At 42.4% G+C, this 24369-nt stretch carries 21 protein-coding genes; 9 read left to right on the top strand and 12 right to left on the bottom strand.

Annotation, left to right across the window (positions count from 1 at the left end):
• The first annotated feature begins 119 nt into the window (after positions 1-119).
• From GKR48_RS07365 to GKR48_RS07355, 3 genes are all read left to right on the top strand, one after another.
• Positions 120-1766 (top strand): alpha-keto acid decarboxylase family protein, encoded by a 1647-nt coding sequence (locus GKR48_RS07365; RefSeq protein ID WP_154627606.1) that lies wholly within the window; start codon positions 120-122, stop codon positions 1764-1766.
• A gap of 244 nt (positions 1767-2010) precedes the next feature.
• Positions 2011-2280 carry a DUF1471 domain-containing protein gene (locus tag GKR48_RS07360; protein ID WP_108478370.1) on the top strand — a complete coding sequence of 90 codons (270 nt, stop codon included), beginning with the start codon at positions 2011-2013 and terminating at the stop codon, positions 2278-2280.
• Positions 2281-2482: 202 nt separating this feature from the next.
• Positions 2483-3028: a VTT domain-containing protein gene (locus tag GKR48_RS07355; RefSeq protein ID WP_154627605.1), complete on the top strand. Its 546-nt coding sequence runs from the start codon at positions 2483-2485 to the stop codon at positions 3026-3028.
• A gap of 54 nt (positions 3029-3082) precedes the next feature.
• On the opposite strand, the gene GKR48_RS07350 is transcribed toward GKR48_RS07355, so the two are convergent.
• The 5 genes from GKR48_RS07350 to gltS form a co-directional block, all read right to left on the bottom strand.
• A complete protein-coding gene (locus GKR48_RS07350; RefSeq protein ID WP_154627604.1) occupies positions 3083-4738 on the bottom strand; it encodes an alpha-keto acid decarboxylase family protein in 1656 nt (551 codons plus the stop codon).
• 251 nt (positions 4739-4989) lie between these two features.
• Positions 4990-5343 (bottom strand): RidA family protein, encoded by a 354-nt coding sequence (locus GKR48_RS07345; protein WP_154627603.1) that lies wholly within the window; start codon positions 5341-5343, stop codon positions 4990-4992.
• A gap of 3 nt (positions 5344-5346) precedes the next feature.
• Complete coding sequence (locus tag GKR48_RS07340; RefSeq protein WP_154627602.1) at positions 5347-6588, bottom strand: D-amino acid dehydrogenase; 1242 nt, start codon at positions 6586-6588, stop codon at positions 5347-5349.
• Between the two features lie 56 nt (positions 6589-6644).
• Positions 6645-7553, bottom strand: coding sequence for a LysR family transcriptional regulator (locus tag GKR48_RS07335; RefSeq protein WP_154627601.1), 909 nt, complete (start codon positions 7551-7553; stop codon positions 6645-6647).
• A 155-nt stretch (positions 7554-7708) separates the two neighbouring features.
• Positions 7709-8914 (bottom strand): sodium/glutamate symporter, encoded by a 1206-nt coding sequence (gene gltS / locus GKR48_RS07330; RefSeq protein WP_154627600.1) that lies wholly within the window; start codon positions 8912-8914, stop codon positions 7709-7711.
• A gap of 707 nt (positions 8915-9621) precedes the next feature.
• Between gltS and mdlC the strand changes: the two genes are divergently transcribed.
• Positions 9622-11253 carry a benzoylformate decarboxylase gene (gene mdlC, locus GKR48_RS07325; RefSeq protein ID WP_154627599.1) on the top strand — a complete coding sequence of 544 codons (1632 nt, stop codon included), beginning with the start codon at positions 9622-9624 and terminating at the stop codon, positions 11251-11253.
• Positions 11254-11328: 75 nt separating this feature from the next.
• On the opposite strand, the gene GKR48_RS07320 is transcribed toward mdlC, so the two are convergent.
• Positions 11329-12672 carry an NCS2 family permease gene (locus GKR48_RS07320; RefSeq protein ID WP_154602381.1) on the bottom strand — a complete coding sequence of 448 codons (1344 nt, stop codon included), beginning with the start codon at positions 12670-12672 and terminating at the stop codon, positions 11329-11331.
• Positions 12672-14498 (bottom strand): adenine deaminase, encoded by a 1827-nt coding sequence (locus GKR48_RS07315; RefSeq protein ID WP_154627598.1) that lies wholly within the window; start codon positions 14496-14498, stop codon positions 12672-12674. The genes GKR48_RS07320 and GKR48_RS07315 overlap by 1 nt, the downstream gene beginning before the upstream one ends.
• 144 nt (positions 14499-14642) lie before the next feature.
• Between GKR48_RS07315 and GKR48_RS07310 the strand changes: the two genes are divergently transcribed.
• The 3 genes from GKR48_RS07310 to GKR48_RS07300 all read left to right on the top strand — a co-directional run bounded on the left by GKR48_RS07310 (position 14643) and on the right by GKR48_RS07300 (position 17525).
• The gene (locus GKR48_RS07310) at positions 14643-15578 is read left to right on the top strand and encodes a LysR family transcriptional regulator (protein WP_154627597.1); all 936 of its coding nucleotides are present in this window, start codon (positions 14643-14645) and stop codon (positions 15576-15578) included.
• A gap of 180 nt (positions 15579-15758) precedes the next feature.
• Positions 15759-16646, top strand: coding sequence for a hypothetical protein (locus GKR48_RS07305; protein ID WP_154627596.1), 888 nt, complete (start codon positions 15759-15761; stop codon positions 16644-16646).
• Between the two features lie 144 nt (positions 16647-16790).
• Positions 16791-17525, top strand: coding sequence for a vWA domain-containing protein (locus GKR48_RS07300; RefSeq protein WP_154627595.1), 735 nt, complete (start codon positions 16791-16793; stop codon positions 17523-17525).
• 73 nt (positions 17526-17598) lie between these two features.
• On the opposite strand, the gene efeB is transcribed toward GKR48_RS07300, so the two are convergent.
• From efeB to GKR48_RS07275, 5 genes are all read right to left on the bottom strand, one after another.
• A complete protein-coding gene (gene efeB / locus GKR48_RS07295) occupies positions 17599-18888 on the bottom strand; it encodes an iron uptake transporter deferrochelatase/peroxidase subunit (protein ID WP_154627594.1) in 1290 nt (429 codons plus the stop codon).
• 11 nt (positions 18889-18899) lie between these two features.
• Positions 18900-19787: an EfeM/EfeO family lipoprotein gene (locus GKR48_RS07290; protein ID WP_154627593.1), complete on the bottom strand. Its 888-nt coding sequence runs from the start codon at positions 19785-19787 to the stop codon at positions 18900-18902.
• Complete coding sequence (locus GKR48_RS07285) at positions 19780-20637, bottom strand: FTR1 family iron permease (protein WP_154627592.1); 858 nt, start codon at positions 20635-20637, stop codon at positions 19780-19782. The genes GKR48_RS07290 and GKR48_RS07285 overlap by 8 nt, the downstream gene beginning before the upstream one ends.
• Positions 20638-20645: 8 nt before the next feature.
• Entirely contained in the window at positions 20646-20984 is a 339-nt protein-coding gene (locus GKR48_RS07280) for a cupredoxin domain-containing protein (protein ID WP_036955670.1), read from the bottom strand.
• A 101-nt stretch (positions 20985-21085) separates the two neighbouring features.
• The gene (locus GKR48_RS07275) at positions 21086-21643 is read right to left on the bottom strand and encodes an iron transporter (protein ID WP_036955660.1); all 558 of its coding nucleotides are present in this window, start codon (positions 21641-21643) and stop codon (positions 21086-21088) included.
• Between the two features lie 266 nt (positions 21644-21909).
• On the opposite strand from GKR48_RS07275, the gene GKR48_RS07270 reads away from it, so the two are divergent.
• Together GKR48_RS07270 and rimO are read left to right on the top strand one after the other, a co-directional pair.
• Positions 21910-22839 carry a DUF7916 family protein gene (locus tag GKR48_RS07270; protein ID WP_154627591.1) on the top strand — a complete coding sequence of 310 codons (930 nt, stop codon included), beginning with the start codon at positions 21910-21912 and terminating at the stop codon, positions 22837-22839.
• A 165-nt stretch (positions 22840-23004) separates the two neighbouring features.
• A complete protein-coding gene (gene rimO, locus GKR48_RS07265) occupies positions 23005-24339 on the top strand; it encodes a 30S ribosomal protein S12 methylthiotransferase RimO (protein ID WP_154627590.1) in 1335 nt (444 codons plus the stop codon).
• The last annotated feature ends 30 nt before the right edge of the window (positions 24340-24369 follow it).

Below are 24369 nucleotides of genomic sequence, written 5' to 3'. Positions count from 1 at the left end.
CCTCTATGACATTTTGTTATAGCGATAATGATTATAAATAATTTCCGTTAATGCAATATTAGGACTAGTAATAATACAAAGCTGAATAATCAGCATAAATTATTATTAGGAATTACATTATGAAAACGGTTATCGAATATGTTCTGGAACGCTTGCAAGCACTGGGTATCAACGAAGTTTTTGGGGTCGCAGGGGATTACGCTTTTCCGATTGAAGATGCCGTTTGTGAAAGTGACTCATTGCGTTGGATTGGTAATTGTAATGAGTTAAATGCCGCTTATGCCGCGGATGGTTACGCAAGAATCAAAGGTGTTGCCGCACTTTCGACAACATTTGGCGTGGGGGAACTCAGTGCGTTGAATGGTCTTGCGGGGTCTTATGCTGAGCATTTACCTGTCTTCCATCTGGTGGGCATGCCAGCGAGTGGTGTTCAGAAAAACCATCGTCTTGTTCACCACACTTTAGGCAATGGTGATTTTGATGTGTTTTATCAAATGAGTCAGCATTTGAGCTGTGCTTATGCGATATTAACCCCTGAAAATTGCATTGATGAAACCGAGCGATTAATTGCAGCAGCCCTAAAAGAACGTCGCCCTGTCTATATGGGGTTCCCATCTGATTACGCGGTGATGCCTGTCATTGCTAATGGGAAACATAAAAAAGCTGAGTCACAGAAAAGTGATGCGCAGTCACTCAATGCCGCAGTGAATGCCATTTTAGAGAAGCTCAATGCTAGCCAAAAAGCCTGTATTATTCCGGGGATTTTGACTGCGCGGTTAGGCTATTCGGATGATGTGCAGGCAATTATTGATAAGACAGGCCTGCCGTATGCCACGATGTTTATGGACAAAAGTATTGTGAGTGAATCTAACCCGACGTATATGGGAATTTATAATGGCAAACTAATGAATGTCCAAGTGGGCGAATTTGTTGAAAGTTGCGACTGCATTTTAGGCATTGGCGCGGTATTAACGGATTTTAACTCAGGCAGTTTTACGGCATCTATCTCCCCTGAGCAACGTATTAATATTTTAGCAGATCAGGTGAAAGTGGGTTCAGCGGTTTACCCAAATGTGATGATGAAAGAGGTATTAGATAAACTGCAAACATTAGTGCCTTCGTTAAAGCATCAAGGTATTGCGGCTCAAGGATTGGGTGAGCCTCGACAAGGTGATAACGGTCAAATTACCGCACAATATCTGTATCCGCGCTTAGAGAAAATGTTCAAGGACGACGATATCGTGATTGCTGAAACAGGGACAGCATCAATGGGCTTGGGTTTTGCTTTACTGCCTAAAGATGCTCAGTTTCATAACCAAACATTATGGGGATCAATTGGTTGGGCAACGCCAGCAGCATTTGGCGCAGCAATTGCAGCACCTAATAAGCGGGTGATCTTAGTGACCGGTGAAGGCTCCCATCAATTAACCGCGCAAGAAATTAGTCAGTTTGCACGTTTTGGATTAAAACCGATTATTTTTGTGCTCAATAATGATGGTTATTTAATTGAACGATTATTATGTAAAGAGCCAGAAGCTTACTACAACGACTTACCGCAGTGGAATTATGCACAATTACCTGCAGCATTAGGTTGCACTGATTGGTATTGCCAAAAAGTCACCACTTGCGATGAATTAGACGCTGCTATTAAACACGCTGAAGTGACGGATTCAGCCGTCTATATTGAGATGGTTATGGATAGATATGCAGCTTCAGATCTGGCCAAAAAATTAGGTAAGTCTGTGGCATCGTTATATTCGTTTTAACATCAGGCTGAGCCATATTTTTAGTGCTGATTTAAAACGTTAGAAATAGCATAAATAAAAGCAATTTATGCTAATTTTCGCACGATATTAAATTTGATATTCATCGCTACATTCTTTATTTTAATAGGTAAATATAATCTTATATTATCAGGTAAATAATATTCTTTTAACGATGCTCATAATTTAATTTTCTAAAAAAGAATGTATTTAAATGATGGCGTTATTTTAATAAGAGGTGATTTTGATGAATAAATTAAAAATAGCATTGGTTTCTTTGATGTTTTTAAGTCCATTTGCGATGAGTGCAACTGAGATTAATTATGTTCAGTCCATGGAAATGAAATTAGTTGGTAACATTAATATCGTAATGAATGCAGCGACAACAACGGATTATGTGAATGCAGTTTCACAAAAAGCGGATGAAGCGGGCGCAAAATACTTTATTATTACCTCAGTGAACTCTGAAGGTGAAGGTAACGATATTTCAATCAATGCTAGCTTATACAATAAATAGTCTATATTTATATTTTATGCGTCGTGATCCCCTGCACTTAAGTTGTCGTTAAGTGCAGTTTTTTTATACGCCATTCATTTTAGCCGCAAAGCTCCCACCTTATTGAATTACCAAGAATACAAACAAAAATTTAATTTTATCTGTGTTAAGATTTTAGCTAAAGATATCCATTATCAGTTGTTCAGGAAGGGATCTCAGTCTTATGTCTGAAGTATTAACTCAGTGGTTAATGGAATATGGCTATTGGGCTGTATTTCTTGGCGCGATGCTTGAAGGGGAAACGGCAGCTTTTCTATCGGGAGTGGCCGCACATAATCAATTACTCTCTTATCCTTTGACGATGTTATTTGCTGCGCTTGGTGGTGTCGTCAGTGACAATGTGCTTTTTTTTGTCGGGCGTTATGCGGGAGCGCGGGTATTGCCTAGATTTCAAAAACATCAAAGTAAGATTGTACGGGTTCAGCAGTTAATACAACGCCATGAAAATTGGATTATTATTGGGATCCGTTTTGCATATGGAATGAGAACGGTTGGACCGATTATTATTGGTGCTAGTAAGGTAAATCCGCTCAGATTTTTTGTATTAAATATCCTTGGCGGCGCGATTTGGGGATGTTTGATTGTTTCTATCGGATACTTTATCAGCTCACTTGTCTTAGCGCTCCCATTTCACCCACATTTCTCTTGGCTAGCTATCATTGTTTTGGTAATTGTTGGTGTTTGGTGGATCCGCCGGAGGCGACGCTGAGGCTCTTGTTGTTGATGATTGTGAGCCACCGTGGCCTAGGGTGGCTAAGCGTCATTATTTAAGATGTTTTGGTGTTTCTGCCCTGATTATCTTTCCCATTGCTTGCAGCAAATCTGAGGCTTCATATCTGTCGGTTACGATTTCAATATAGGCGGCAGTATCTATTCTTTCGAGTGTATTGAGAACTCGATCGAGTTCATCGCAAGTGGTGATTTTCTGACAATACCAATTTTTGCATCCAAGGGTTGCGGGAAGCTGAGCATAGTTCCAAGGGTGGACATCGTTGTAATAGGTCTCGGGTTCATGGCAGAAAAGGCGTTCAATTAAATAGCCATCATTATTGAGCACAAAAATAAGTGGTTTCAGCCCCCAGCGAGCAAATAAGCTAATTTCTTGCGCGGTTAATTGATGGGAGCCTTCGCCGGTAGCAAGGATCACGCGGCGATGAGGCGCTGCAAGTGCTGCACCTAGTGCCGCAGGGGTTGCCCAGCCAATCGAACCCCATAGGGATTGAGTTTGAAAAGACACTTCTTTAGGAAGAAGTGCAAAGCCTAATCCCATGGAAAATGTTCCTGTGTCCGCTATAACGATGTCATTTTGCTTAATAAATTGTTCAAATCGCGGGTATAAATAATCACTGGTTATTTTTCCGTTAGCATTACTGATTGGTTCACCTAGGCCGTGAACTTTTATTGAGTTGCTCGGAATAAATGTCAGAATATCTCTTAGCTCAGCAAGTAGTTCATAAATATAAACATCGGAATATCGAATTGCATCGATAACGACATAATTATCCATTATGTGGATCATATTATTTGTATCAAGATCTGCAGTGAAACACCCTGTGTTTACATCACTCATCATCGCGCCAATATTGAGAATACAATCGCAGCCTTCAATAAACTCAGCAATGGCTGGGTTCATTAAATGTCCACTGTACATGCCTATATATTGTGAGTGGGTTTCATTTAAAACACCTTTATCCATAAACATTGTGGCATAAGGTAAGTGAGTGATTTTAATCAGTACTTCTACTTCTTTGACTAAGTCAAATCGTGATATGAGAGAACCCAGTAAGGCGCATGGGGATTCACTGTGGCTGAGTTTATTGACTATCAAACTGAGGACTTTTTTTAAGGTATCAGGACGACTACTTGGTAATGTGAACGGCTTGATACTCTGTACTACGATGCGTTTCACGGCATGATCAGCAGGTATGCCAATATAAACAGGGCGCCTTTGAGCAAAAGCCTGAGCGATTAAACGGGTCATTTCACTGACACAGTTTTCTGGTGTCAAAATCGCGTGAGCACACGAAAAGGATTGAGCAACTTTATAAAATACCTCGAAATCACCATCACCTAAAGTATGGTGCATAATAGGTTGATTTTTTTGGATATGGCTGGCAGGCATTCCGACTAAATGAAAAATAGGTAATCTTTCTGCATACGCCCCTGCAATGCCATTTAATGCACTGAGTTCTCCAACTGCGAAGGTTGTTGCGAGTGCCGCAAACCCTTTTACGCGAGCGTAACCATCTGCGGCATAGGCCGCATTTAATTCATTGCAGTTTCCTACCCAACGTAAATTTTGGGAGGCACAGACGGCATCATTAATAGGAAAGGCATAATCACCTGCAACACCAAAAATATCATTAATACCGAGTGCTTGTAATCTGGATAAAACATGTTCAATAACAGTTTGGATCATGTGATTTCTCCATATTAGAATCATTCAACAAAATAAAAAATAAATTTATTTTTAATTTTTAGGTGATTATTTTATTTTTGTATACTGATAATAGTAGCTGGAATATCAAATGTGGGAGTGTTTTTTTTATAAGAAATGATAATAAAAAGAATATTGACGCAGTGAAATGTACGAAAAGGATGTAAAAAAAGATAAAAAAGGCATCCAAGAGAATAAATTTAATCTTTTGAATGCCCTAGGTGAAGCGAATATTAGCGTTGTGCTGCGGTCACCATCACTTCAACGAGTACTTGCTCACGTGCCATATTCGCTTCAACAGCGGCGCGAGCAGGGCTAAATTCAGCTGGCATCCAAGTTTCCCAAACGGTATTAAAGTCAGCAAAATCACGCTTCATATCTTTTATCCACACTTGAGCAGATAAAATACGGGTTTTGTCGCTATTACTAGCGGCTAATAATGCATCAATTTTGTTTAATACATCTTGGGTTTGAGCGGTAATATCCCCGGTTAAATCCGTAGGCACTTGTCCAGATAAGTAAACTAATCCAGCATATTCAACGCTGTCTGCTAAGCGTGGTTTTGGGTTATTACGTTTAATGGACATTAATTACCTCGTTAATCCTTCTAGTGAAATAGGGGAGCGTTGCTGGGTAATGAGCTGAGTTAATATCTCTGCGCTACCCGCTGCTAATGTAAAACCTAAACTGCCGTGACCCACATTGAGCCATAAGTTGCTGTGTGTAGTTTTGCCTAACATTGGCGGTCCCTTTGGTGTTGACGGACGTAAACCGCACCATGTTTCTGCTTCATCAATTTTAGGTAAATTCGGGAATGTTTTTTTAATAATGTTTTTTAATGCAGAAATTCTGTTTTCTCGTAATCCAAATTTGTCATAACCAATATCGACCATGGCCGCGATGCGTAATTGATCATTAAGTTTGGCGTAGACAATTTTATTGCCATAGTCGGTCACGCTAAGTTTAGGAACAATATGTGCCATTTGTGGATATTCCACACTGAGGCTGTAGCCTTTTAAACCGAGAATTGGCACATCAATGCCAAGGGGCTTTAATAACTCACGGCTACCATTGCCTGCGCAAATCACCACATCATCCGCTTGAATTGTGCCTTGATTTGTTTCTACACCCGTAATGGTATTGCCATGCTTAATAAAGGATTTGACCGAGTGCTCAAGACACAATGTAAATTGTGGCTGTGTTGATAAATAAGCCAGAATATTTTTGCAGAATAAATAACAATCAGCGGTTTCATCATCGGGCGCGTAAATCGCGCCAACTAGTTGTGATTGGATATTCTTTAATGCAGGCTCTAATTCAACGATTTCATCCGCATTCAGGACTTTTTGAAATTCCTTATCCACGGTTTCACTGGCTTTTTTAAAGCTAGATTGCTCGCGATGGATAATTAATTTTCCTGATTTTTCCCAAGCGAAATCAGCAATATCACCATTCGTACGCCAAGTATTCATGACATTTTGACTGAGTAGTGATAATCGTAATAAATGAGCGCCATTAATTTTATTGGTTGTGCGGTTACAGGCTAAGGTGAATTGGGTCATCCAAGAAAGCTGCTGTAATGTAAAATCGATTCTCAAATTTAATGGGGAATCATTTTTACCCATCCAGCGTAAGCCTTGTAATGGAACGCCTGCATCTGCAAGTGGCGAAACATAGCGATAACTTAATTGTCCACCATTGGCAAAGCTGGTTTCCATGCCAACGTCAGAATCAGATTCAATTAATGTGACGGTTTGACCTGCTTTAATTAAAGCATATGCAGTACTTAATCCAATCACTCCAGCACCGATCACTACCACATGTTTAGTCATAATATTCCGCAACCAATAATAACGTAGGAGTTATCATTTAACGGCGAATAGTCAGACTAAACAATTGAGTTTTCATCACTGGAGTATAACTTTTGGTTAACTACTGCGTTGCGTTTTTTTAGTATTAATGACAAGGTGTTTACATAATTTTGTGCGGCTTTTGTGAGCGGTCTATCCGCGCGATGGAAAACGGATACAGCTAAATGCAAGTTCTCTTTAAGCGGGTAGATCATCGATTCTGGCAAGGTATGTTCCGCAGAAAAAATGTCGGTAATACTGCAACCTAGGCCAGCACGAACGAACTCCGCCGCCATGTGGTAGGTGTGTACGCTGATATTGGATTCTTGGAACTCATGTCTCTGCTGTAGCAGTTGAGAGAGGGAGTCGGAGCCTGGGTGGATCCAGCGGTCTTGATCAATATCCACCAGTGAAACGGGAGATTTTACGGGAGTCTGGCTATCCACATAGACGAGTGGAATATCAGCAACAGGCAATACGGTGATCCCACCTTCAATCGCCAAATTAAATGCAATACCGATATCAAGATCTTGCTGCGTTAATAATTGCAAAATATCCGTGGTGTGATGGGTTCCAATAGTGAGTTTTATATTCGGGTGTTTTTTAATAAATAGCGCGGTGACTTCAGGCACTAGGTTAAGGCCAAGACTAGGTAAACAGCCAATCGCTAATTTCCCTTGTGGGTTTCTGGATAAATTCTGTGCCAAAATTCTGAGTCTATCTAAATTCTGATAAACCTCTTTCGCCTCTTCAAATAATAAATTGGCTTCATCTGTTGGCAGTAATTTCCCTCGGATCCGTTGGAATAAAACGAGCCCCAATTGCTGTTCAGCATGTTTGAGGGCTTTACTCGCCGCTGGCTGGGAAATATGCAGAACTTCTGCTGCGCGAGTGAGTGAACCGCAGGTCATCACTGCATAAAAGATATCAAGGTGCCTTAACTTCATTATTGGTCGTCCATGGTTAGAACTTGGTAATACTTTGCATTTTTTCTTATTCTACAGAAAAAAATGCCATGGATCCGATATCGAGGTCACTTACCAGAAATGAAAAATGCCAGCTCATATACTTTTGGTTATGAGCCGGCATGTGCTATCAAGGATTATGCGATGGCTGCGCCTAATTCAATATATAACTTGATGATGATACTGTTGGTGATATCCACCAAGAACGCACCGACCATCGGTACCACTAAGAAGGCTTTGTGTGATGGGCTGAATGCACGAGTAACGGTCTGCATGTTAGCGATTGCCGTTGGCGTTGCCCCCATCCCGAACCCACAGTGACCCGCACTGATAACGACAGCATCATAGTCACTGCCCATCATCTTGAAGGTGACAAAGCAGGCGAATAACACCATCACAACGGTTTGTACCGCAATAATGATTAATACTGGACCCGCCATGCTAGCTAATTGACCAAACTTCAATGACATTAGCGCAATAGCAAGGAATAACGAGAGCGCCACGCTACCTAAAACGTCAACAGTCGGCTCGAAAACTTCATGTTTAAACACGTGAGTTAAGACGTTACGGATGATGATACCGACAAATAAACACCAAACGAAAGTCGGTAAGTGCATTGGCGTATCTTTTACTAACTCACTGATATAGCTACCCGCAACGATACAGATAATCAGCATTGAAATGGTTTCAATGATGTTATTGGCGTTGATTTTTCTTTTTACCGTTGGTTGTTCAAATGCTTCAAGGATGGTCTCTTTTTCTTGTTCGGTCGCTTTTGGAATGGTCACTTTTTTCAGTAAGTGGCGAGCGACAGGCCCCCCGACTAGTCCACCTAGAACCAGACCCATAGTCGCACACGCCATCGCCAGCTCAACAGCGCCTGTTACGCCATATTTATCGGCAAGGATAGGACCCCAAGCACCGGCGTTACCGTGACCACCTGTTAAGGTGATTGAACCTGCAATCAGACCGATAAATGGACTTTCGTTTAGCATCACTGCCATACCCATGCCGACAGCGTTTTGGATCACAATCAAGATGGTTACAGCAAGTGTTAAAATAACGAGAGGTTTCCCGCCTTTTATTAATCGCGAAAAATCTGAACTTAAACCAATTGATGAGAAGAAGGCGATCATCAATGTGCTTTGTAATGAGGTATCAAACGAGAAAGTATAGCCTGCCGCTTTATCAACAATTAATAAAACGATAGCAACAATAAATCCGCCGACAACAGCATCAGGAATATGGTTTTTCTGTAGAAAAGGGCTGATTTTCACCACAATCATCCCAATAAGCAGCGCTAAGCATGCAAACAATAGCGTATAGCTGGCATCTAGGGTCATTATTTTTACCTCACATTTATTTACCAGAGCATTCACTTTTGCGATTTAACATTAGTGTTAAATTAAATTACTTTGCTTAACTTTTGTTTAACAATGAGTTTTATTGGGGTTGCTATAACTTTTAGTTAAGTAAATCGTATGAAAAAATCACTTTTATTGATTGGTTTAAGTCATTACTAGAGGGTTATTAAATTAATAAAATTACTAAACATTACCTATTGCATTGATTTAATAGGATATTTAAATTTCTCTCATCTACTGAGAAAATTACGTAATTTTGCTGTCTCTTTTCGAGCATCAGCGCTGGCGTTAAGTCGTGGTAATTGTTGGAAATGTGATGGGCGGCATAAAAGCCGCTATATTGTTAATGAATGTTAAGAAATTGCAACGTAACTCACGTTTTAGCCAGTTTTGATGACGATGAATCTGCTTTTTGTGCGACAAATTAAGACTGAAATTAGTATAAAGACCAATATTCTTAAGTACCTTTCATGCTTTATATGGATTAAATCTCAGAGGGCAGTATTTATTCCCATTGTATTGTTATCATCGAAACAAGATGTTTATTTAACTAATTGTATTTAATGATAATTAAAAAATAGAGTGGATTTTATTAATGCCCTAGTGCTCGGATGAGTCAATATTCTTCATTGTAGGGATTGGTTATGATGGGCGTTAATTCAGGTATCTTAATTAGGGTATTTTAAATGAAGAAAACCATTCGCCAAGTGACTTTTGATTTACTACGTCAACTGAACATTACCACTATTTTTGGGAATCCCGGCTCGACGGAAGAAACATTCTTAAAAGATTTTCCGAGCGATTTTCGTTATATCCAAACATTGCATGAAGCTTCTGCCGTTGCAGCCGCAGATGGTTATGCCCAAGGCATGCGCAAAGTGGCGATGGTCAACCTGCATACCTCTGCGGGGCTAAGTAATGGGATGAGTAATATTCTGACCGCTTATATGAACCGTACGCCACTGATTATCACGGCGGGTAACCAAACCCGTGAAATGTTGCTGATGGAGCCTTGGCTAACCAATATTGAGCCTGAAACTCTTCCAAAGCCATGGGTTAAGTGGAGCTATCAGCCTGAGCGTGCGGAAGATGTCCCTGCTGCGTTTATGCGAGCATATGCGATGGCACTTCAACCACCAGCAGGCCCCGTTTTCTTATCAATCCCCCTTGACGATTGGGATAAACCAGCCATTGCCCAAGAGGCGGTTGTTCGTGAAGTTTCCCAGCGCATAGGCTATGACCCTGTTCGTTTACAAGCGTTTGCCGATGCGTTTAATGCCGCCAAAAATCCAGTATTAATTTATGGCTCCGCCATTGCGCGGGGGGAAGGCTGGGACGCGGGCATTGCATTAGCCGAAAAATTGAATGTGCCTGTTTGGGCGGCGCCAGCATCGGAACGTCCGCCATTCCCTGAAACTCATCCGTTGTATGCAGGTGGGTTGCCTTTTGCTATGGGGCCGCTGTCAGACAAGTTGAAAGGACATGATTTGGCGTTGATTATTGGGGCGCCTGTTTTCCGTTATTATCCTTATGTAGCAGGAAGTTATTTACCAGATGGAATGCGTTTACTGCACATTACCGATGATCCTATCGAGGTAGGAAGAGCACCCGTTGGCGACAGCTTACTCAGTGATGCGGTATTGGCCATTGAAGGACTGACATCGTTAGTGAATGCCAGAACGGCCTCGAAAAATAAGGTTGAGAAACAGTCTCATGGTATGGCTACACATCCTGCTGCGCCTGAGGTGAAAGGAAATTCAACGGTATTAAGTGCAGCGCAGCTGTTTAAAGCACTGAGAGACGTTTCCCCGAAAGAGACAATATTAGTGGAGGAGTCGCCATCAAACCTTGGCGAGTTGCACCGTGAATGGCCAATCGATGCACCGGATTCTTTCTATACCTTTGCCAGTGGATCATTAGGTTGGAACTTACCAGCAAGCGTGGGAATTGCCTTAGCGGAAAAAGACAGTGGCCGACACCGCCCTGTGATGTCGATTATTGGCGATGGCTCGATGCAATACTCGATTCAAGGGCTATGGAGCGCTGCACAACATAATTTACCGATTGTGTTTGTGATCCCACGAAATAGCGAATATGCCATTTTAAAATCTTTCGCGGTGTTAGAAGAGACGCCGGGGGTTCCTGGGCTGGATATTCCAAACTTGGATATTGTGGCATTGGGTAAAGGTTATGGTTGCACGGCGTTAAAAGCCACGACGGTGGATGAGGTCAAAGCGGCTTGCCGTGAGGCATTTAAGCGCCAAGGTCCAACGGTGATCGAAGTGCCTATTCAGCCTCAAATTCCACCACTGATTTAATCTGCAGATTTAAATCAGAGACAGATAGAAAAATAGCCTCAAATAGAGGCTATTTTAATAAAGAGGGGAGCAGACTTAGTGCTTCACTAACGTTGAGAAGTAATACACTAATGGTACCGCGAGGATCCACAGGCTGATTGGGATTTCTCGCCACTTGCCTGCCACGGCTTTAATCAAGATATAGAACAGTAACCCGCCTGCAATCCCTGTACCGAAGCTATTCGCGATTAACGTGATCATCACCATCATTAATACTGGCAGGCCGTCGGTAAAGTTAGCTAAATCCACTTTACGTAATCCGCTGAACATATTTAAGCCAATTAAAATCAATGCAGGTGCGGTGGCTTGTGCTGGGATCATTAATGCGATTGGGGTGAACAGTAACATTAGCAGGAACATGAACGCCGCCGCTAATGCGGTCATACCGGTTTTACCGCCTGCTTCTGCGGCTGCTGAAGATTCAATTAATGCGGTTGCTGCTGGGATACCCACCATTGGACCTAACGCTGCTGCGATAGAATCCACAATAAACGGGCGATTGATATTCGGCATGTTGCCTTCTTTATCCAGTAATCCAGCTTCGCCACCAACCGCTAATGTGGTTCCCATGGTGGAGAAAAATTCCGCTGCGAAGAACACGAATAAGAAAGGTAAGAAGGCGATGTTTAAGGCGCCAATTAAATCTACCTGACCTAAGACTGGAGCAATAGAATGCGGCATGCCGATAAAGCTTTCGGGTAACTTTGTGACGCCAAACGGAATGCCCAGTATAGTAGCGAACAAAATGGCCCATAAGATCCCACCAGGAATACGGCGAGCCTGTAATGCGATAGCCACAAAGAAACCTGCGAGAGCCACTAAGGCACCCGGAGAGAGAAAATCCCCCAGCATTAATGCGTTAGTTTTTGGGTTGGCTAATACTAAACCAGCATTACGAAAGCCCAATACTGCCACAAACAGGCCGATAGAGGCCGTTAAGCCCAACTTAATGGATTGTGGAACGGAGCGAGTTACTACTTCACGCAAACCAAATTTGGTTAACAGGAAAAATAAAATTCCAGACCAGCAGGCGATACCTAAACCGATTTGCCAATCAATCCCTTCACTACCTGCAAGGGTGATCCCTACTAACACCGAGCCACCAATACCGGGACCCACAATAAAAGGCAGGTTGGCGTAGAACGCCATTAATAGGCTAGCGAGTACAAATACGATGATAGTGCCTGTGGTCGCTGCGCCTTTATCCATACCGCCTGCGGCTAACAGGCCGGGAATAACCACCAGCAAATAGGCAGCTGCAAGGAACCCTGTGGCTCCGGCGAGGCATTCTGTTCTGATTGAACTACCACGTTCACGCAGCGCAAAACGCCTTTCTAACCAACTCCCTGATGTTGGCTGATGAAGAGAATCGTTAGCCATTAATTGGCGCTCCTATCATTATTTTTTATTGGATGAGTATTTTTACTACAGTTATCGCTTTCGGTACGTTCTAAGACGGCATCAACTATCTGGCGGGTGGTACCGCAAGTCAGTCCTAAATCGGTTAAATGAGGGCCTGCATTACAAGCAAGGCAAGTACCTTCAATGGCTTTGAATACGCGATACGGAGGTTCCCAGTCAGCAATCTGGCTGCTCAATTCTCTGAGTTGACGAAATTGTTCTGCCAGCTCAGGTGCAGGTAATTCCGATAGCATACCTGCAATTGGCATGGCCACATGAGCAAGGATCTTGCCGTCTTGAACTAATGCCATACCGCCACCGCTTTCAATCAGTAGATTGGCAGCCATCGCCATATCGTTGGCATCACGCCCGAGCACGACAAGGTTATGGGAATCATGGGAATAGCTGGTGGCAATGGCGCCTCGTAATTCTCCCCATCCTTTTAGTAAGGCAATTTGTGGTTTGGCATCATGGCGTCCATGGCGATGTTGTACACGGATCAAACTAAATTCATCTGGCAGTTGCACGATACCGTTTTCGACTTGAACATCGACCTCTCCCCACTGAGTAAAGCGGGCCCCGCTAATATGGCGTAAGCGTGCAGTGCCATTTTGCAGGTCAGCTAATTGAAGCTGGCAATCTTGGGGGGAGATTGGCGTCAGGTGCATAGTATCGCATGGCGGTAAAATCGTATTTTCAGTGGTAATTGGCGAAATAAGTTGCCCATTTTCTGCCACTTTTTTGCCGTCGACATAAACTTGCAGAGCTTTTAAGGTATCGAGTGAATCAAGAACTACTAAGTTGGCGCGGCGACCTGCGGCTATCAAACCTAAGTCGTTGCGCTGTAGGCGAATTGCGCCATTGAGTGTCGCAAAGCGCAACACATCAGTCGCTTTCATACCGTGCTCAATTAATAAATTCAGCAGCGCAATCACTCCGCCTTTTTCAATCAATATGTCTGGCGGAACATCGTCTGTGCATACCGCGATTTGTGAGGATAAATGAGGCAGTGTTTGTAATGCCGCCACAATTTCAGGGAGCAGATACGGGTGAGAGCCACGAATTTCCAGTGTTAGCCCAGCACGTAATTTTTCGAGGGCATCTTCCGCTGAAGTAAGCTCATGATCTGAAGTGACGCCAGCAGCGAGATAGGCTTGTAAATCAGCGCCTTTTAACCCGCGGGCATGACCTTCAATGATTTTGCCGGAGTTTAATCCTGCATCGAGGATCTCTTCCATGCGTTCGCTGCCATTTAGCACGCCGAACATATCCATCACTTCTGCCACACCTCGTACTTCTGGCCAGCTCAGCATAGTGGACATCTCTTGTCCTGCGAAGTCTGCACCTGACATTTCTAAACCGGGAGTTGACGGCACAGAAGAGGGGGCAGCAACCATCACATCAAGCGGCAAATTACGGCTAGCATCAATGGCATAGCGTACGCCATCTAATCCCAATACGTTGGCAAGTTCGTGGGGATCCCAAAATACGGCTGTGGTGCCTTGTGTGAGGACAATTTCAGCATAACGAGCAGGAGGAAGGTGAGAGCTTTCTAAATGAACGTGGGTATCAATAAAACCTGGAGAAATAAATTTTCCCGATAAATTATGGGCTTCATGACTATCAGTACGACTTCCCGTTGGATGTACGCTGGCGATCAGTCCTTCAACAATACCGATATCTGCAGGTCGAATTTCCCCAGTGGCCATATCGATAATATTGGCGTTAGTGAGTAAAAGATCAAAAGGCACTTCGCCTTTTGCGGCTTGTACGGCGCGACGTCGAGTTTGATTTGTTAGCTTCATAAAACACCATCTCAAAGATTTATGCCGCTACTTTATGAGCAAGGCAAACGTTTGCCAAGATGATAAAATTTATCGAATCATAAAGAGAGGTTATAATGCGGCGCATCATGATAAGAATGACGATCCGATTTGCGAGGAAATACAATGACTGAGCCATGGCAGCGCCTTCCGGCATTAACATTAAAGCAGTTGCAATATTTTGTGACTCTTGCACATCTGCGTCATTTTACCGAAACCGCAAATCGCTTAGCGGTGAGCCAGCCTGCATTGAGCAGCGCGATACGGCAGATTGAAACCGTGATTGGCGGCAAGTTAATTAACCGCACAGCGGCGTCAGTGACGTTGACAGAGTTAGGCGCCGCAATTTTACCCCATGCGGAGCGTATTTTAAGTGTTTCTCACCGAGGCTTCAGTGATATTCAAAAAATTATCGAGGAGGGGGGCGATGGCACATTGCGTATTGGATTGGTTCCTTCTGTCAGTTCGTTATTATTCCCGATTATTCCTGAGCAATTACAGCAACATTTTCCTAAGCTGAATGTGGAATTTTATGACCAAACCAATGATGCATTAGTAAATAAATTGGTGAATAACGAAATTGATTTTGGAATAGGCGTATTGGATAGCTCCGTTCCTGAAGAGTTAACTTTATATCCTTTACAAGATGACCCATTTGTTGCGGTGATCCACTGTGATGAATTTATTTCAGATAATGCATTTCATCTGCCGTGGAAGCTGTTAAATAACCGTGATATTGCCATGTTTTCGAAAGGAAATATTAATCGACTAGTGAGCGCAACAATTGAAAGTAATCGTTTTAATATTAATCCGCGTTATCAAGTCGATTATATTGAAACCTTATATGGATTAGTCAGGTCGAAATTAGCGATTGGCATTTTACCTCAGTTATACACGGTGCATTTACGGGATCCGGAACTAAAAGTTTTACAGTTACAACAACCCGCATTAATGCGCTCAATATCTTTAATGCGTAATAACCAAACGCTAACGCCAATGATGGAATCCGTTTTTCAGCTATTATTTAGAGCATTACGTCGTACGCCTACTCATCAATCTTAATTTTACAGCGCACTTCTATATCAGATTTTTTATAGTTCATTATGATTGTTTGATTTTCAACAAGTAAGAAGTATTAAGCACTAATCGTAAAACTATTTTTATTGAGATGAATAAGATTACCTCCCTTGACTGTTTATTTTTTGGTCTGTTTTTTTGATGTGTAATATGTTGAGGATATACATGAAAGCTATATTGAAAGTCAGCCTGCTCACGACAGTAATGCTATTGATTACTGCTTGTGGTGATCTTGATCTTATGGGAAATAAAGGAAAGTTTTATTATAGCAATCCGACAGAAAACACGATTTCCTTTAAAGTGGACGGTAAAGATTATCAGGTCGAACCTAGCCAGTATGGCTCAGTATCATTAGCTAGTGGTGAACATACGCTTGAAGATGATGCCGGTCATGTCACCAAATTTATGGTGTTTGAACATAATTCCGGTGGGATCCTAAACCCTAATCAAGGGGTGTATTACACGTTCTCGGAAGTGTATACCGAACAAGGTAAATATAAGGGTTATCAGCCAACGTCGCGAAATGTCACTATTTATGGGCACGAATTAAGCTTACCCATTAAAAGCAGTAATGCCGTGGTGATTGATGGCAATTTATTCCGTTGTACTTACCCAATTGGCAAAGCGTTGCCGGGGGCAGAAAATAAGCAATACAAGCAAGAAGATATTAAATCAAAATGTTTTGATCAATCAGAGTTAATTGAATATTTTGCAAACGAACACGATCAAAATTTAGTGCCTAATTCACCGCAAAATGAAGAGAATAATTCGATTAGTCAGCATTTAAGTTATCAAATTCCTCAAGTGGCTTTCCGTGATCCACAGGTTCAATCGGTGGCAAATGAGATTATCGCGCTAACAGAAACGCTGAAAAATGCGAACAAAGTCGATATTCATCAAGACTTGAATAAGCAATATCATCAATTAACTGTTCAGTTAGTGGAAACGTATACTGAAAGTCCTTCCAGTCATGTGGCTGAGGAATATATAAAATTGGATGGGTTTATTAAAGAAATAAACAAACTCAGAAATTATGGTGTGTGGGTAAGATAAGTCTATTCCATTAAGTTTATCTGAGCGCCTTTATAATTAAGAATTTGCTTATAAATTAAGCAGAGTAATCTTATGTGATATCCCGTTGAAACACGGAAACTAAGAGATAGTTTTGTTAGGATAATATTATAAAGAGGCTCAGTGATGAATTTATTTAAGACTTCATTTTTTACTGCAATATCTGCTGCATTCCTACTCTTTTTTTCCAGCGCCTCTGGCGCTAAATCCATTGTTGAACCCGTTAAAGATACTGAAGTATTAGACTTAGTGTTTATCTTGGATAAAAGCGGTTCTATGTCAGGATTTGAATCTGACACTGTCGGTGGATATAACAGCGTACTGACAGAAAATAGAAATAAAGCGGGTAAAACCTTTATTACCACTGTGTTGTTTAATAATAAAACCAGTTTATTACACAATAGAGAACCCATTGATAAAGTTAAAAACCTCACGCTAGATGACTATTCTGTCGGTGGCAATACCGCTTTATTAGATGCCATTGGCGATACCATGGTGAAAATGCGTGAGAATAGAAAAATCACCAAGAACAATAATGTTTTGTTTGTGATTATTACTGATGGTGAAGAGAACAGTAGCACCAAATATAGTCAGGCTAAGATTAAATCTATGATTAAATCTGCAGAAGTTGAAGATAAGTGGGACTTTATTTTCTTAGGTGCCAATATTGATGCGATTACGGCTGCGGATAATATCGGCATTAAGAGTTCGAATGCCACAGGTTATGTTCAAGATGGCAAGGGTTACGATAAGGCATATAAAGCAGTCAATAAAGCCGTAGAAGCCAAACAGAATGCTGCACCAATATCAGAGGAATGGAAACAGGAAGTTGAGCAAGACGCGAAGGATCGCAAAAAATAAGAAGATAATAAAATCAGTCTGTAAATAAGCGTGCTAGAAGCCCCGAAATAATATTCGGGGCTTTTTTATGGCGCTATTTAGTGGCTTTCAGCGCGGCAAATAACCCTTTAGCAAGTTGGTCTTGCTCGGATTGAATGCCAGGTAAAACGAAATAGTAACCCCCTCCAAACGGTTTAATGTAGCGCTCCAGTGGTTCGCCATTTAACCGTTTTTGAGTATCAATAAAGCCGGTTTTTAAATTCTTTTGATATGAAACGAAAATCAGCCCCATATCCAGAGCGCCGTTATCGGTTAAGCCAAGAGAGTAGCTGTAACTACGGCGACGTAACTTGGCGGTATGGCGAGTTGGATTTCTTGGTTCGGCACGGCGCATATGGGAGTCAAATAAGACGCGGTCACCATGAGGATCTTTGTCGAACGCGGGGTCATCCATTTCGTGCTTCATCCCCATTGGTGCGCCAGTTGCTTTATGGCGACCAAAGTCATTTTCTTGGTCTTCTAGCGGTGTTCTATCCCAAAACTCGAGATTAAAACGAATTAGGCGAACCGCTTGGTAGGTACCGCCGACACACCATGCTGGCTCTTTGCTGTCTTCAGTGACCCAAATCAGCTCATCCATTAATTTGCTGTCGTCGGCTGGCGCATTACCGGTACCATCTTTAAAGCCAAATAAATTAATTGGAGTAGAGCGTTTATCAATATCCCTTGAGGGTAAGAACCCATCGATTTTCCAGAGTGGGAACCAATAAGGTGAAGTGTGGCGGAGAATATCGCGCAGCGCATAAATTACGCTTTCTTGGCTATTGGCACATATTTGCAGCACCACATCACCACCACACCATTTGTCTTCTAAACGGTCGTTCGGGAAGCTGGTCATTTTCACCAATTGGCTCGGCTTAAGCTTTTCTAATCCAAAGCGTGAATCGAATAAGCTATCGCCCAAGGAGACCGTGACACTCAAAGCGTCAGGCTGAATAAGCGTTCCTAAAATCCCAGACTCTGCGGGAGGCATTTTATCATTCTGATTCGGCGTAGATTTTTGTACTTGGGTCAGAAAGGCAATGCGTTGAGTTAATACAGTGAACAGCGTTTGCAGCTTATCAAGGGTCGTCGACGTGATTCGAAAAGCGATAAACGAGGCATTTTTCTGTTCTGGGGTTAACACGCCCGCTTGGTGTGAACCTAAATAATTGATGCTTTTGTCATAAGTCAGCTCGCAATCCGCAATGGATGCTTTAGCACTGAGGGCTGGAGCGGCAAGGATAGCGCCCCCCATGACTAAGGTTTTTAGCGCATGTCGGCGAGATACTTTAGATTGAGAAAACCCCAAAGGTTGTGACTCGCTTTTTAGTTTAGCTTGCATAAATTTATGCCTTAATATTTATAGTAAACATCAACATCTAACTGAGCGCGTAATGTGGCGAGCAGTTCAGCTTGTTGCGTTAACAGGGAATAGAGCGCCATTTTGTCTTGTTGTTTTAGTTGGCTATAAGGCGCGTATTGACCTTTAGCTAATTGATATGACTGCACTATTTTATTAATTTTCTGATCATTTTCTTTTATTTGATCAAGGGTTTTGGATTCAATAAACGGGCTGATAACCTCGATGATGGCTTGAGAACCCTTGGCATTTGCCGCCATATCCGACAGGTCAGAGAGACTATAAATATTCTCTTGCCCCGACAGTTTTGTTTCGAGGATCATCTCCATAAAATCGGCTGAAGCTTGCACCAGTTTCGGAATTTCAATGGTTTCAGTCAGCACGCGCTTTTGTAAATCTTTCCCTTTTAATAACAGCTCATCAGATGCTGGCAGCGCCGCTTTGAGATCTTGCTTTGCAAATAAAAGGTATTCAACCAAGTGAAATCCCACGAAGCGGTAATCTTTTTCTTTATCTAGAAAATAATCTGCACGAGGGTTGATGGTTCGGTCGGTATTACCAAATAATACAATGACCGGACGCACGGTTTCATAGTGCTGGTGGGCTTGTATATAGGCCGCTTTCGCCTGCGCTAATTGACCTTTTTGCACACTTTGATTGAGTTTTTCTAATTGCACTACCATTTCACTTAACTCCGTGTTGACGAAGGATAAGTATTCTTGAATGGCGGGTTGATATTTTTCAGGGGTGGGAATATCCCCCTTAGCAATGATGATGTTGTCCCCTGTTTGCACAGGGGAGCGTAGGGCTTTGCCATAGGCAGTCGATGCCACGAGTGAAGCGACGATTACGCTAATGGCTAAGCGGGTGATTTTACGCATTTTGTAAGTTCCGTTTAGCGGCATGTTTTTTGCTCCAAACAAACAGTGCGAGGATCACAATCCAATAGACAACAAAGGTGATGACACTGAGCCAAATTGGCTGTGAACGGTATGCAAAGAATGATGAGATAAAGTTGCCAACCACACCGGAGTCATCCAGTAATGCGCTGGTATCCCATGCTGGGTAGATTAAAAATTCAGGAATTGGATAGTCAAACTCAATCATTAAGTTTGAAATCTCTTCAACGCCACGGAGCAGTAAGGAGAGGGCGAGGAACAGTAAAATCACACCAGTGACTTTAAAGAAAATTTTCCATGAAATAATTCGGTTAGTTAATAAGAAGGCATACAGAGTCATACCCGCAATAACGATACCCGCGGCAACTTCAAAGATAAATTCGTTAGCATTTTCAGCGGTTAACGACATGATAAAACTGGAAAGGAAAACGACAATTTCGCTGCCTTCACGGGCAATCGCGATGGCGATAATCAAGGTCGCTCCCCACCAACTGTGGTGTTCGGCATTACGATTGATACCTGATTCCAGCTCTTTTTTCATCGAGCCGCCGCTTTTGTTCATCCAATAGACCATTTGAACAATCAAGATACAGGCGAGGATCTCCATGACTATCATGAAAATAGATTGCCCGGTGTCATCAAGGACATTAAATACGCCGTAAATTAATAGAGCCAGTAAGATGGACATAGCGATGCCTAGCCCAACACCGCCCCAGAGGAATTTCATCCCATTACGAGCATCAGGGTGGCGTTTGATCCACGCATAGATGATGCCGATAACTAATAGCGCTTCAAAACTTTCGCGCCAAACTACAAAGAGAACTTGTCCCATGTTGAATCCTACTCTTTAGCGATGATCTCGCCTTTTGGATGTGACAGATGGAAATCGTCGAAAAATGTGTAACTACCTGGTTTTAAAGGTGCAATAACCACCACTGAACTGGCGCCAGGGGCTAATACTTTTTCTTTGCGCAGTTGCAGACTTTCAAACTCTGCGGGTTCAGTGCCTGTATTGGTAATTTTGATACGAATAATGGTTTTCGCAGGCACTTCCAGAACGCGTGGGATTAAATCCCCATTTTTCATTTCTAATTCAACAGTATATTTTTCGGCGCTTAAGGCTGATTGCGGAAGTAATGCGCAAATAAAAACCAGTAAAAAGCTGAGTAATGTTTTCATTGTTGGCTCAAACTTATTGAAAATTAAGAGTTCCTTACTAGCGAAAAAGGGCTCGCGCGGAATATTACCCCCGCGAAAGCCCTCAGCGCATCATTGAAAAATTAGTAACTGCCTTTGCGACCTATGCCGGCATAGTCAAAGTCCCAAGAGACTTCAAACGGTTCGAACCAAGGCGCAACCCCAGTTTCTTTATCAATGTGACGACCGAAAGCAGCTTGTTGATTGTGTGATGGTGGGTAAATTTTATAAGTAACGCGATATTTACCATTACCATCCAGTTTAATATTTTCACCGTAGTGAGGACCATCGCTTGCGACCATCGGCATAAAGGTACCTGATTGAGTCTGTGGCTTATCGCCCAGCTTGGTGACGGTATATTCGACAGTTAAGTAAGGCATCCAATCGCCTTCTGCAAAGCCGTTAGGGTTATCTTCTACGGCGTGGATGTCGGCTTCTAAGTGAACGTCGGCTTTATCCGCTGGCAGGTGAGCCATCTTGTGATGACCTTCTTCGGTGTCCATGGTGATAGGCTGTAAATAAACACCTTGGATTTCCATGCCGTTTTTAATGACTGGGTGACCGAGAGGATACTCTTGAGCAAAGGCGGATAGAGAGAATAAGGCTAAGCCTGAAACGGCTGCCTGATAAGCGAATTTCATTGTGACATCCTTACCTGAATGAAGTTAGAAGCATAATGATAATCATTACTATTAATCAAAAACAAGCAGAATGTTTTAGGCTTATATCCAATCCTTACTATGAATATATTTAAATTTAATATTAATCAAAGTGTTAATGCTTTCTTTTTTAGTGATAAAAAATAAGTATTAGAAAGGTGACTTGCTTCAGACACCGTAGTGGGTTTCACATGCTATAGTCGAAACGTTGATCGGTATTTATTAGGTATAAAATCGAGGTACTGGAGATGCAAAAACGTTATTTGGATTGTTCCGCTTCTGAAATTGTAAAAATGAATAAGAAAAGCTTACTGGAAGCGATTAAAGCTAGCGAAGGGCGATTACTGGTGAGTGAAACTATTGGGACTATTCAGCCGGTCTTGATGAATGTCACCAATGCGGAACTGGCAGCAAGCCAAGGTGCCGACATTTTGCTATTGAATGTTTTTGATGTGAATAATCCTGTGATGCAAGGTTTACCAGAAGGCATTGCACCCGATGACATTATCCGTACCTTAAAGCACTTAACAGGACGTGCGATTGGTGTGAATTTGGAACCTGTTCCTGCAGGGTTTAATAATCCCCATCAAGATAAACAGTGGAAAATTTCTGAAGGACGTTTGGCTACCGTCAAAAATGCCCTGAAATTAAAGCAGATGGGGGCAGATATTATTGTCCTGACCGGGAATCCGGGGAATGGCGTCACCAATCAAGAAATCAACCAAAGCCTTAAAGAACTCAAAGCGGTGGTGGGGGAAGATATCGTTCTTATTACGGGAAAAATGCATGCAGCGGGAGTCCTCAATGCGTCTGCTGAGCAGTTAATTACCGAAGAGGATATTCATTCCTTTATTAAGAGTGGTGCGGATATTATTTTATTGCCAGCACCGGGAACTGTTCCGGGAATATCGTCGGAATTTGTGCAGAAAATGGTGAGTTATTGCCATTCTCAGCGAGTGATGACCATGACGGCGATTGGCACGTCCCAAGAAGGGGCAGACCTGCAAACCATCCGCCAGATTGCTTTAATGTGTAAAATGGCAGGAACAGATTTACATCATATTGGTGACTCGGGTTATAACGGCATTGCCTTGCCAGAGAATATTTTGAATTACAGTATTGTGATACGCGGTGTTAGACACACCTATTCCCGTATCGCCCGCTCAATTAACCGCTAATTTTTGCTGTTTTTCTGAGTGAAATTCCTGCGCTAGAAATGGCGCGGGAATTTCGTTCTAAATGTCATTTCCACCGCCAAAAAAATATACAATTCCCGCTATACTTCAGGTAAAATCCAGCCCATTTTTTAAAACAATATCTATAACATAATAAAGAAGTGAGCTATGTCGCAAAATACGAATTCAGTGCCAAAGATTGGCTTTGTTTCACTTGGCTGCCCAAAAAACCTCGTTGATTCAGAGCGTATCCTAACGGAGCTGCGTACTGATGGTTACCAAGTCGTCCCTAGCTATGACGATGCCGATCTGGTTATCGTGAATACCTGTGGCTTTATTGATAGTGCCGTTCAAGAATCGTTAGAAGCTATCGGCGAAGCGTTGAACGAAAATGGTAAAGTGATTGTGACAGGGTGCCTGGGCGCAAAAGAGAACCAAATCCGTGAAGTTCACCCGAAGGTATTAGAAATTACGGGCCCACATAGTTATGAACAAGTGTTAAATCACGTTCACCACTATGTGCCAAAACCAGAGCATGATCCGTTCTTTAGTTTAGTCCCAGAGCAAGGCGTAAAATTAACGCCAAAACATTATGCTTACTTAAAAATATCGGAAGGCTGTAACCACCGTTGCACTTTTTGCATCATTCCTTCGATGCGTGGTGACTTAGATAGCCGTGCCATTGGCGATGTACTAAATGAAGCCAAGCGTTTAGTGGAATCAGGTGTGAAAGAGTTACTGGTGATTTCTCAAGATACGTCTGCTTATGGTGTGGATGTTAAACACCGTACAGGGTTCTGGGATGGCCAGCCAGTAAAAACCAGCATGGTTGGATTATGTGAACAGTTAGCTTCTATGGGCGTTTGGGTTCGTCTGCATTACGTTTATCCATACCCACATGTTGATGATGTGATCCCATTAATGGCCGAAGGTAAAGTGTTACCTTATTTGGATATTCCATTACAGCACGCTAGCCCGAAAATTTTAAAACTGATGAAACGTCCGGGTGCGGTAGAAAGAACGTTAGAGCGTATTAAACGTTGGCGTGAAATTTGTCCTGAGTTGACATTGCGTTCGACGTTTATTGTTGGTTTCCCTGGTGAGACAGAAGAAGATTTTCAGATGCTATTGGATTTCTTACAAGAAGCTCGATTAGATAGAGTCGGTTGCTTTAAATACAGCCCAGTTGAAGGCGCAAAAGCGAATGAACTGGCTGATCAAGTCCCTGAAGAGGTTAAAGAAGAGCGTTATCATCGCTTTATGCAGCTTCAGCAAGAGATATCCACTCAGCGCTTACAAGAGAAAGTGGGTCGCGAGCTTTTAGTTATTATCGACGAGGTCGATGACGAAGGTGCTGTAGGCCGTAGTATGGCCGATGCGCCAGAAATTGACGGCATGGTGTACCTTAATGGCGAGTTTGATGTGAAAGCAGGGGATATCGTTAAAGTGCTGATTGAGCATGCTGATGAATATGACCTGTGGGGCACCGTTGTTAGCGAATAAAAAAATAGGCTATTATCTGGCTCAAAATTT

The sequence above is a fragment of the Providencia sp. wls1943 genome (genome assembly GCF_009706275.1).
Classification (GTDB): domain Bacteria; phylum Pseudomonadota; class Gammaproteobacteria; order Enterobacterales; family Enterobacteriaceae; genus Providencia; species Providencia zhijiangensis.
Note: the sequence above shows the minus strand (reverse complement) of the source record. Positions and strands in the feature narration are given on the sequence as shown.

Excerpts from the sequence above, each read along its gene's own strand:
- GKR48_RS07360 (WP_108478370.1), top strand. The coding sequence starts at position 2,011 with ATGAATAAATTAAAAATAGCATTGGTTTCTTTGATGTTTTTAAGTCCA.
- mdlC (WP_154627599.1), top strand. The coding sequence starts at position 9,622 with ATGAAGAAAACCATTCGCCAAGTGACTTTTGATTTACTACGTCAACTG.
- GKR48_RS07290 (WP_154627593.1), bottom strand. The coding sequence starts at position 19,787 with ATGCGTAAAATCACCCGCTTAGCCATTAGCGTAATCGTCGCTTCACTC.
- gltS (WP_154627600.1), bottom strand. The coding sequence starts at position 8,914 with ATGACCCTAGATGCCAGCTATACGCTATTGTTTGCATGCTTAGCGCTG.
- GKR48_RS07310 (WP_154627597.1), top strand. The coding sequence starts at position 14,643 with ATGACTGAGCCATGGCAGCGCCTTCCGGCATTAACATTAAAGCAGTTG.
- GKR48_RS07270 (WP_154627591.1), top strand. The coding sequence starts at position 21,910 with ATGCAAAAACGTTATTTGGATTGTTCCGCTTCTGAAATTGTAAAAATG.
- GKR48_RS07355 (WP_154627605.1), top strand. The coding sequence starts at position 2,483 with ATGTCTGAAGTATTAACTCAGTGGTTAATGGAATATGGCTATTGGGCT.
- efeB (WP_154627594.1), bottom strand. The coding sequence starts at position 18,888 with ATGCAAGCTAAACTAAAAAGCGAGTCACAACCTTTGGGGTTTTCTCAA.
- GKR48_RS07365 (WP_154627606.1), top strand. The coding sequence starts at position 120 with ATGAAAACGGTTATCGAATATGTTCTGGAACGCTTGCAAGCACTGGGT.
- GKR48_RS07320 (WP_154602381.1), bottom strand. The coding sequence starts at position 12,672 with ATGGCTAACGATTCTCTTCATCAGCCAACATCAGGGAGTTGGTTAGAA.
- GKR48_RS07280 (WP_036955670.1), bottom strand. The coding sequence starts at position 20,984 with ATGAAAACATTACTCAGCTTTTTACTGGTTTTTATTTGCGCATTACTT.
- GKR48_RS07300 (WP_154627595.1), top strand. The coding sequence starts at position 16,791 with ATGAATTTATTTAAGACTTCATTTTTTACTGCAATATCTGCTGCATTC.
- GKR48_RS07305 (WP_154627596.1), top strand. The coding sequence starts at position 15,759 with ATGAAAGCTATATTGAAAGTCAGCCTGCTCACGACAGTAATGCTATTG.
- GKR48_RS07275 (WP_036955660.1), bottom strand. The coding sequence starts at position 21,643 with ATGAAATTCGCTTATCAGGCAGCCGTTTCAGGCTTAGCCTTATTCTCT.
- GKR48_RS07315 (WP_154627598.1), bottom strand. The coding sequence starts at position 14,498 with ATGAAGCTAACAAATCAAACTCGACGTCGCGCCGTACAAGCCGCAAAA.
- GKR48_RS07345 (WP_154627603.1), bottom strand. The coding sequence starts at position 5,343 with ATGTCCATTAAACGTAATAACCCAAAACCACGCTTAGCAGACAGCGTT.
- GKR48_RS07285 (WP_154627592.1), bottom strand. The coding sequence starts at position 20,637 with ATGGGACAAGTTCTCTTTGTAGTTTGGCGCGAAAGTTTTGAAGCGCTA.
- GKR48_RS07335 (WP_154627601.1), bottom strand. The coding sequence starts at position 7,553 with ATGAAGTTAAGGCACCTTGATATCTTTTATGCAGTGATGACCTGCGGT.
- GKR48_RS07350 (WP_154627604.1), bottom strand. The coding sequence starts at position 4,738 with ATGATCCAAACTGTTATTGAACATGTTTTATCCAGATTACAAGCACTC.
- GKR48_RS07340 (WP_154627602.1), bottom strand. The coding sequence starts at position 6,588 with ATGACTAAACATGTGGTAGTGATCGGTGCTGGAGTGATTGGATTAAGT.
- rimO (WP_154627590.1), top strand. The coding sequence starts at position 23,005 with ATGTCGCAAAATACGAATTCAGTGCCAAAGATTGGCTTTGTTTCACTT.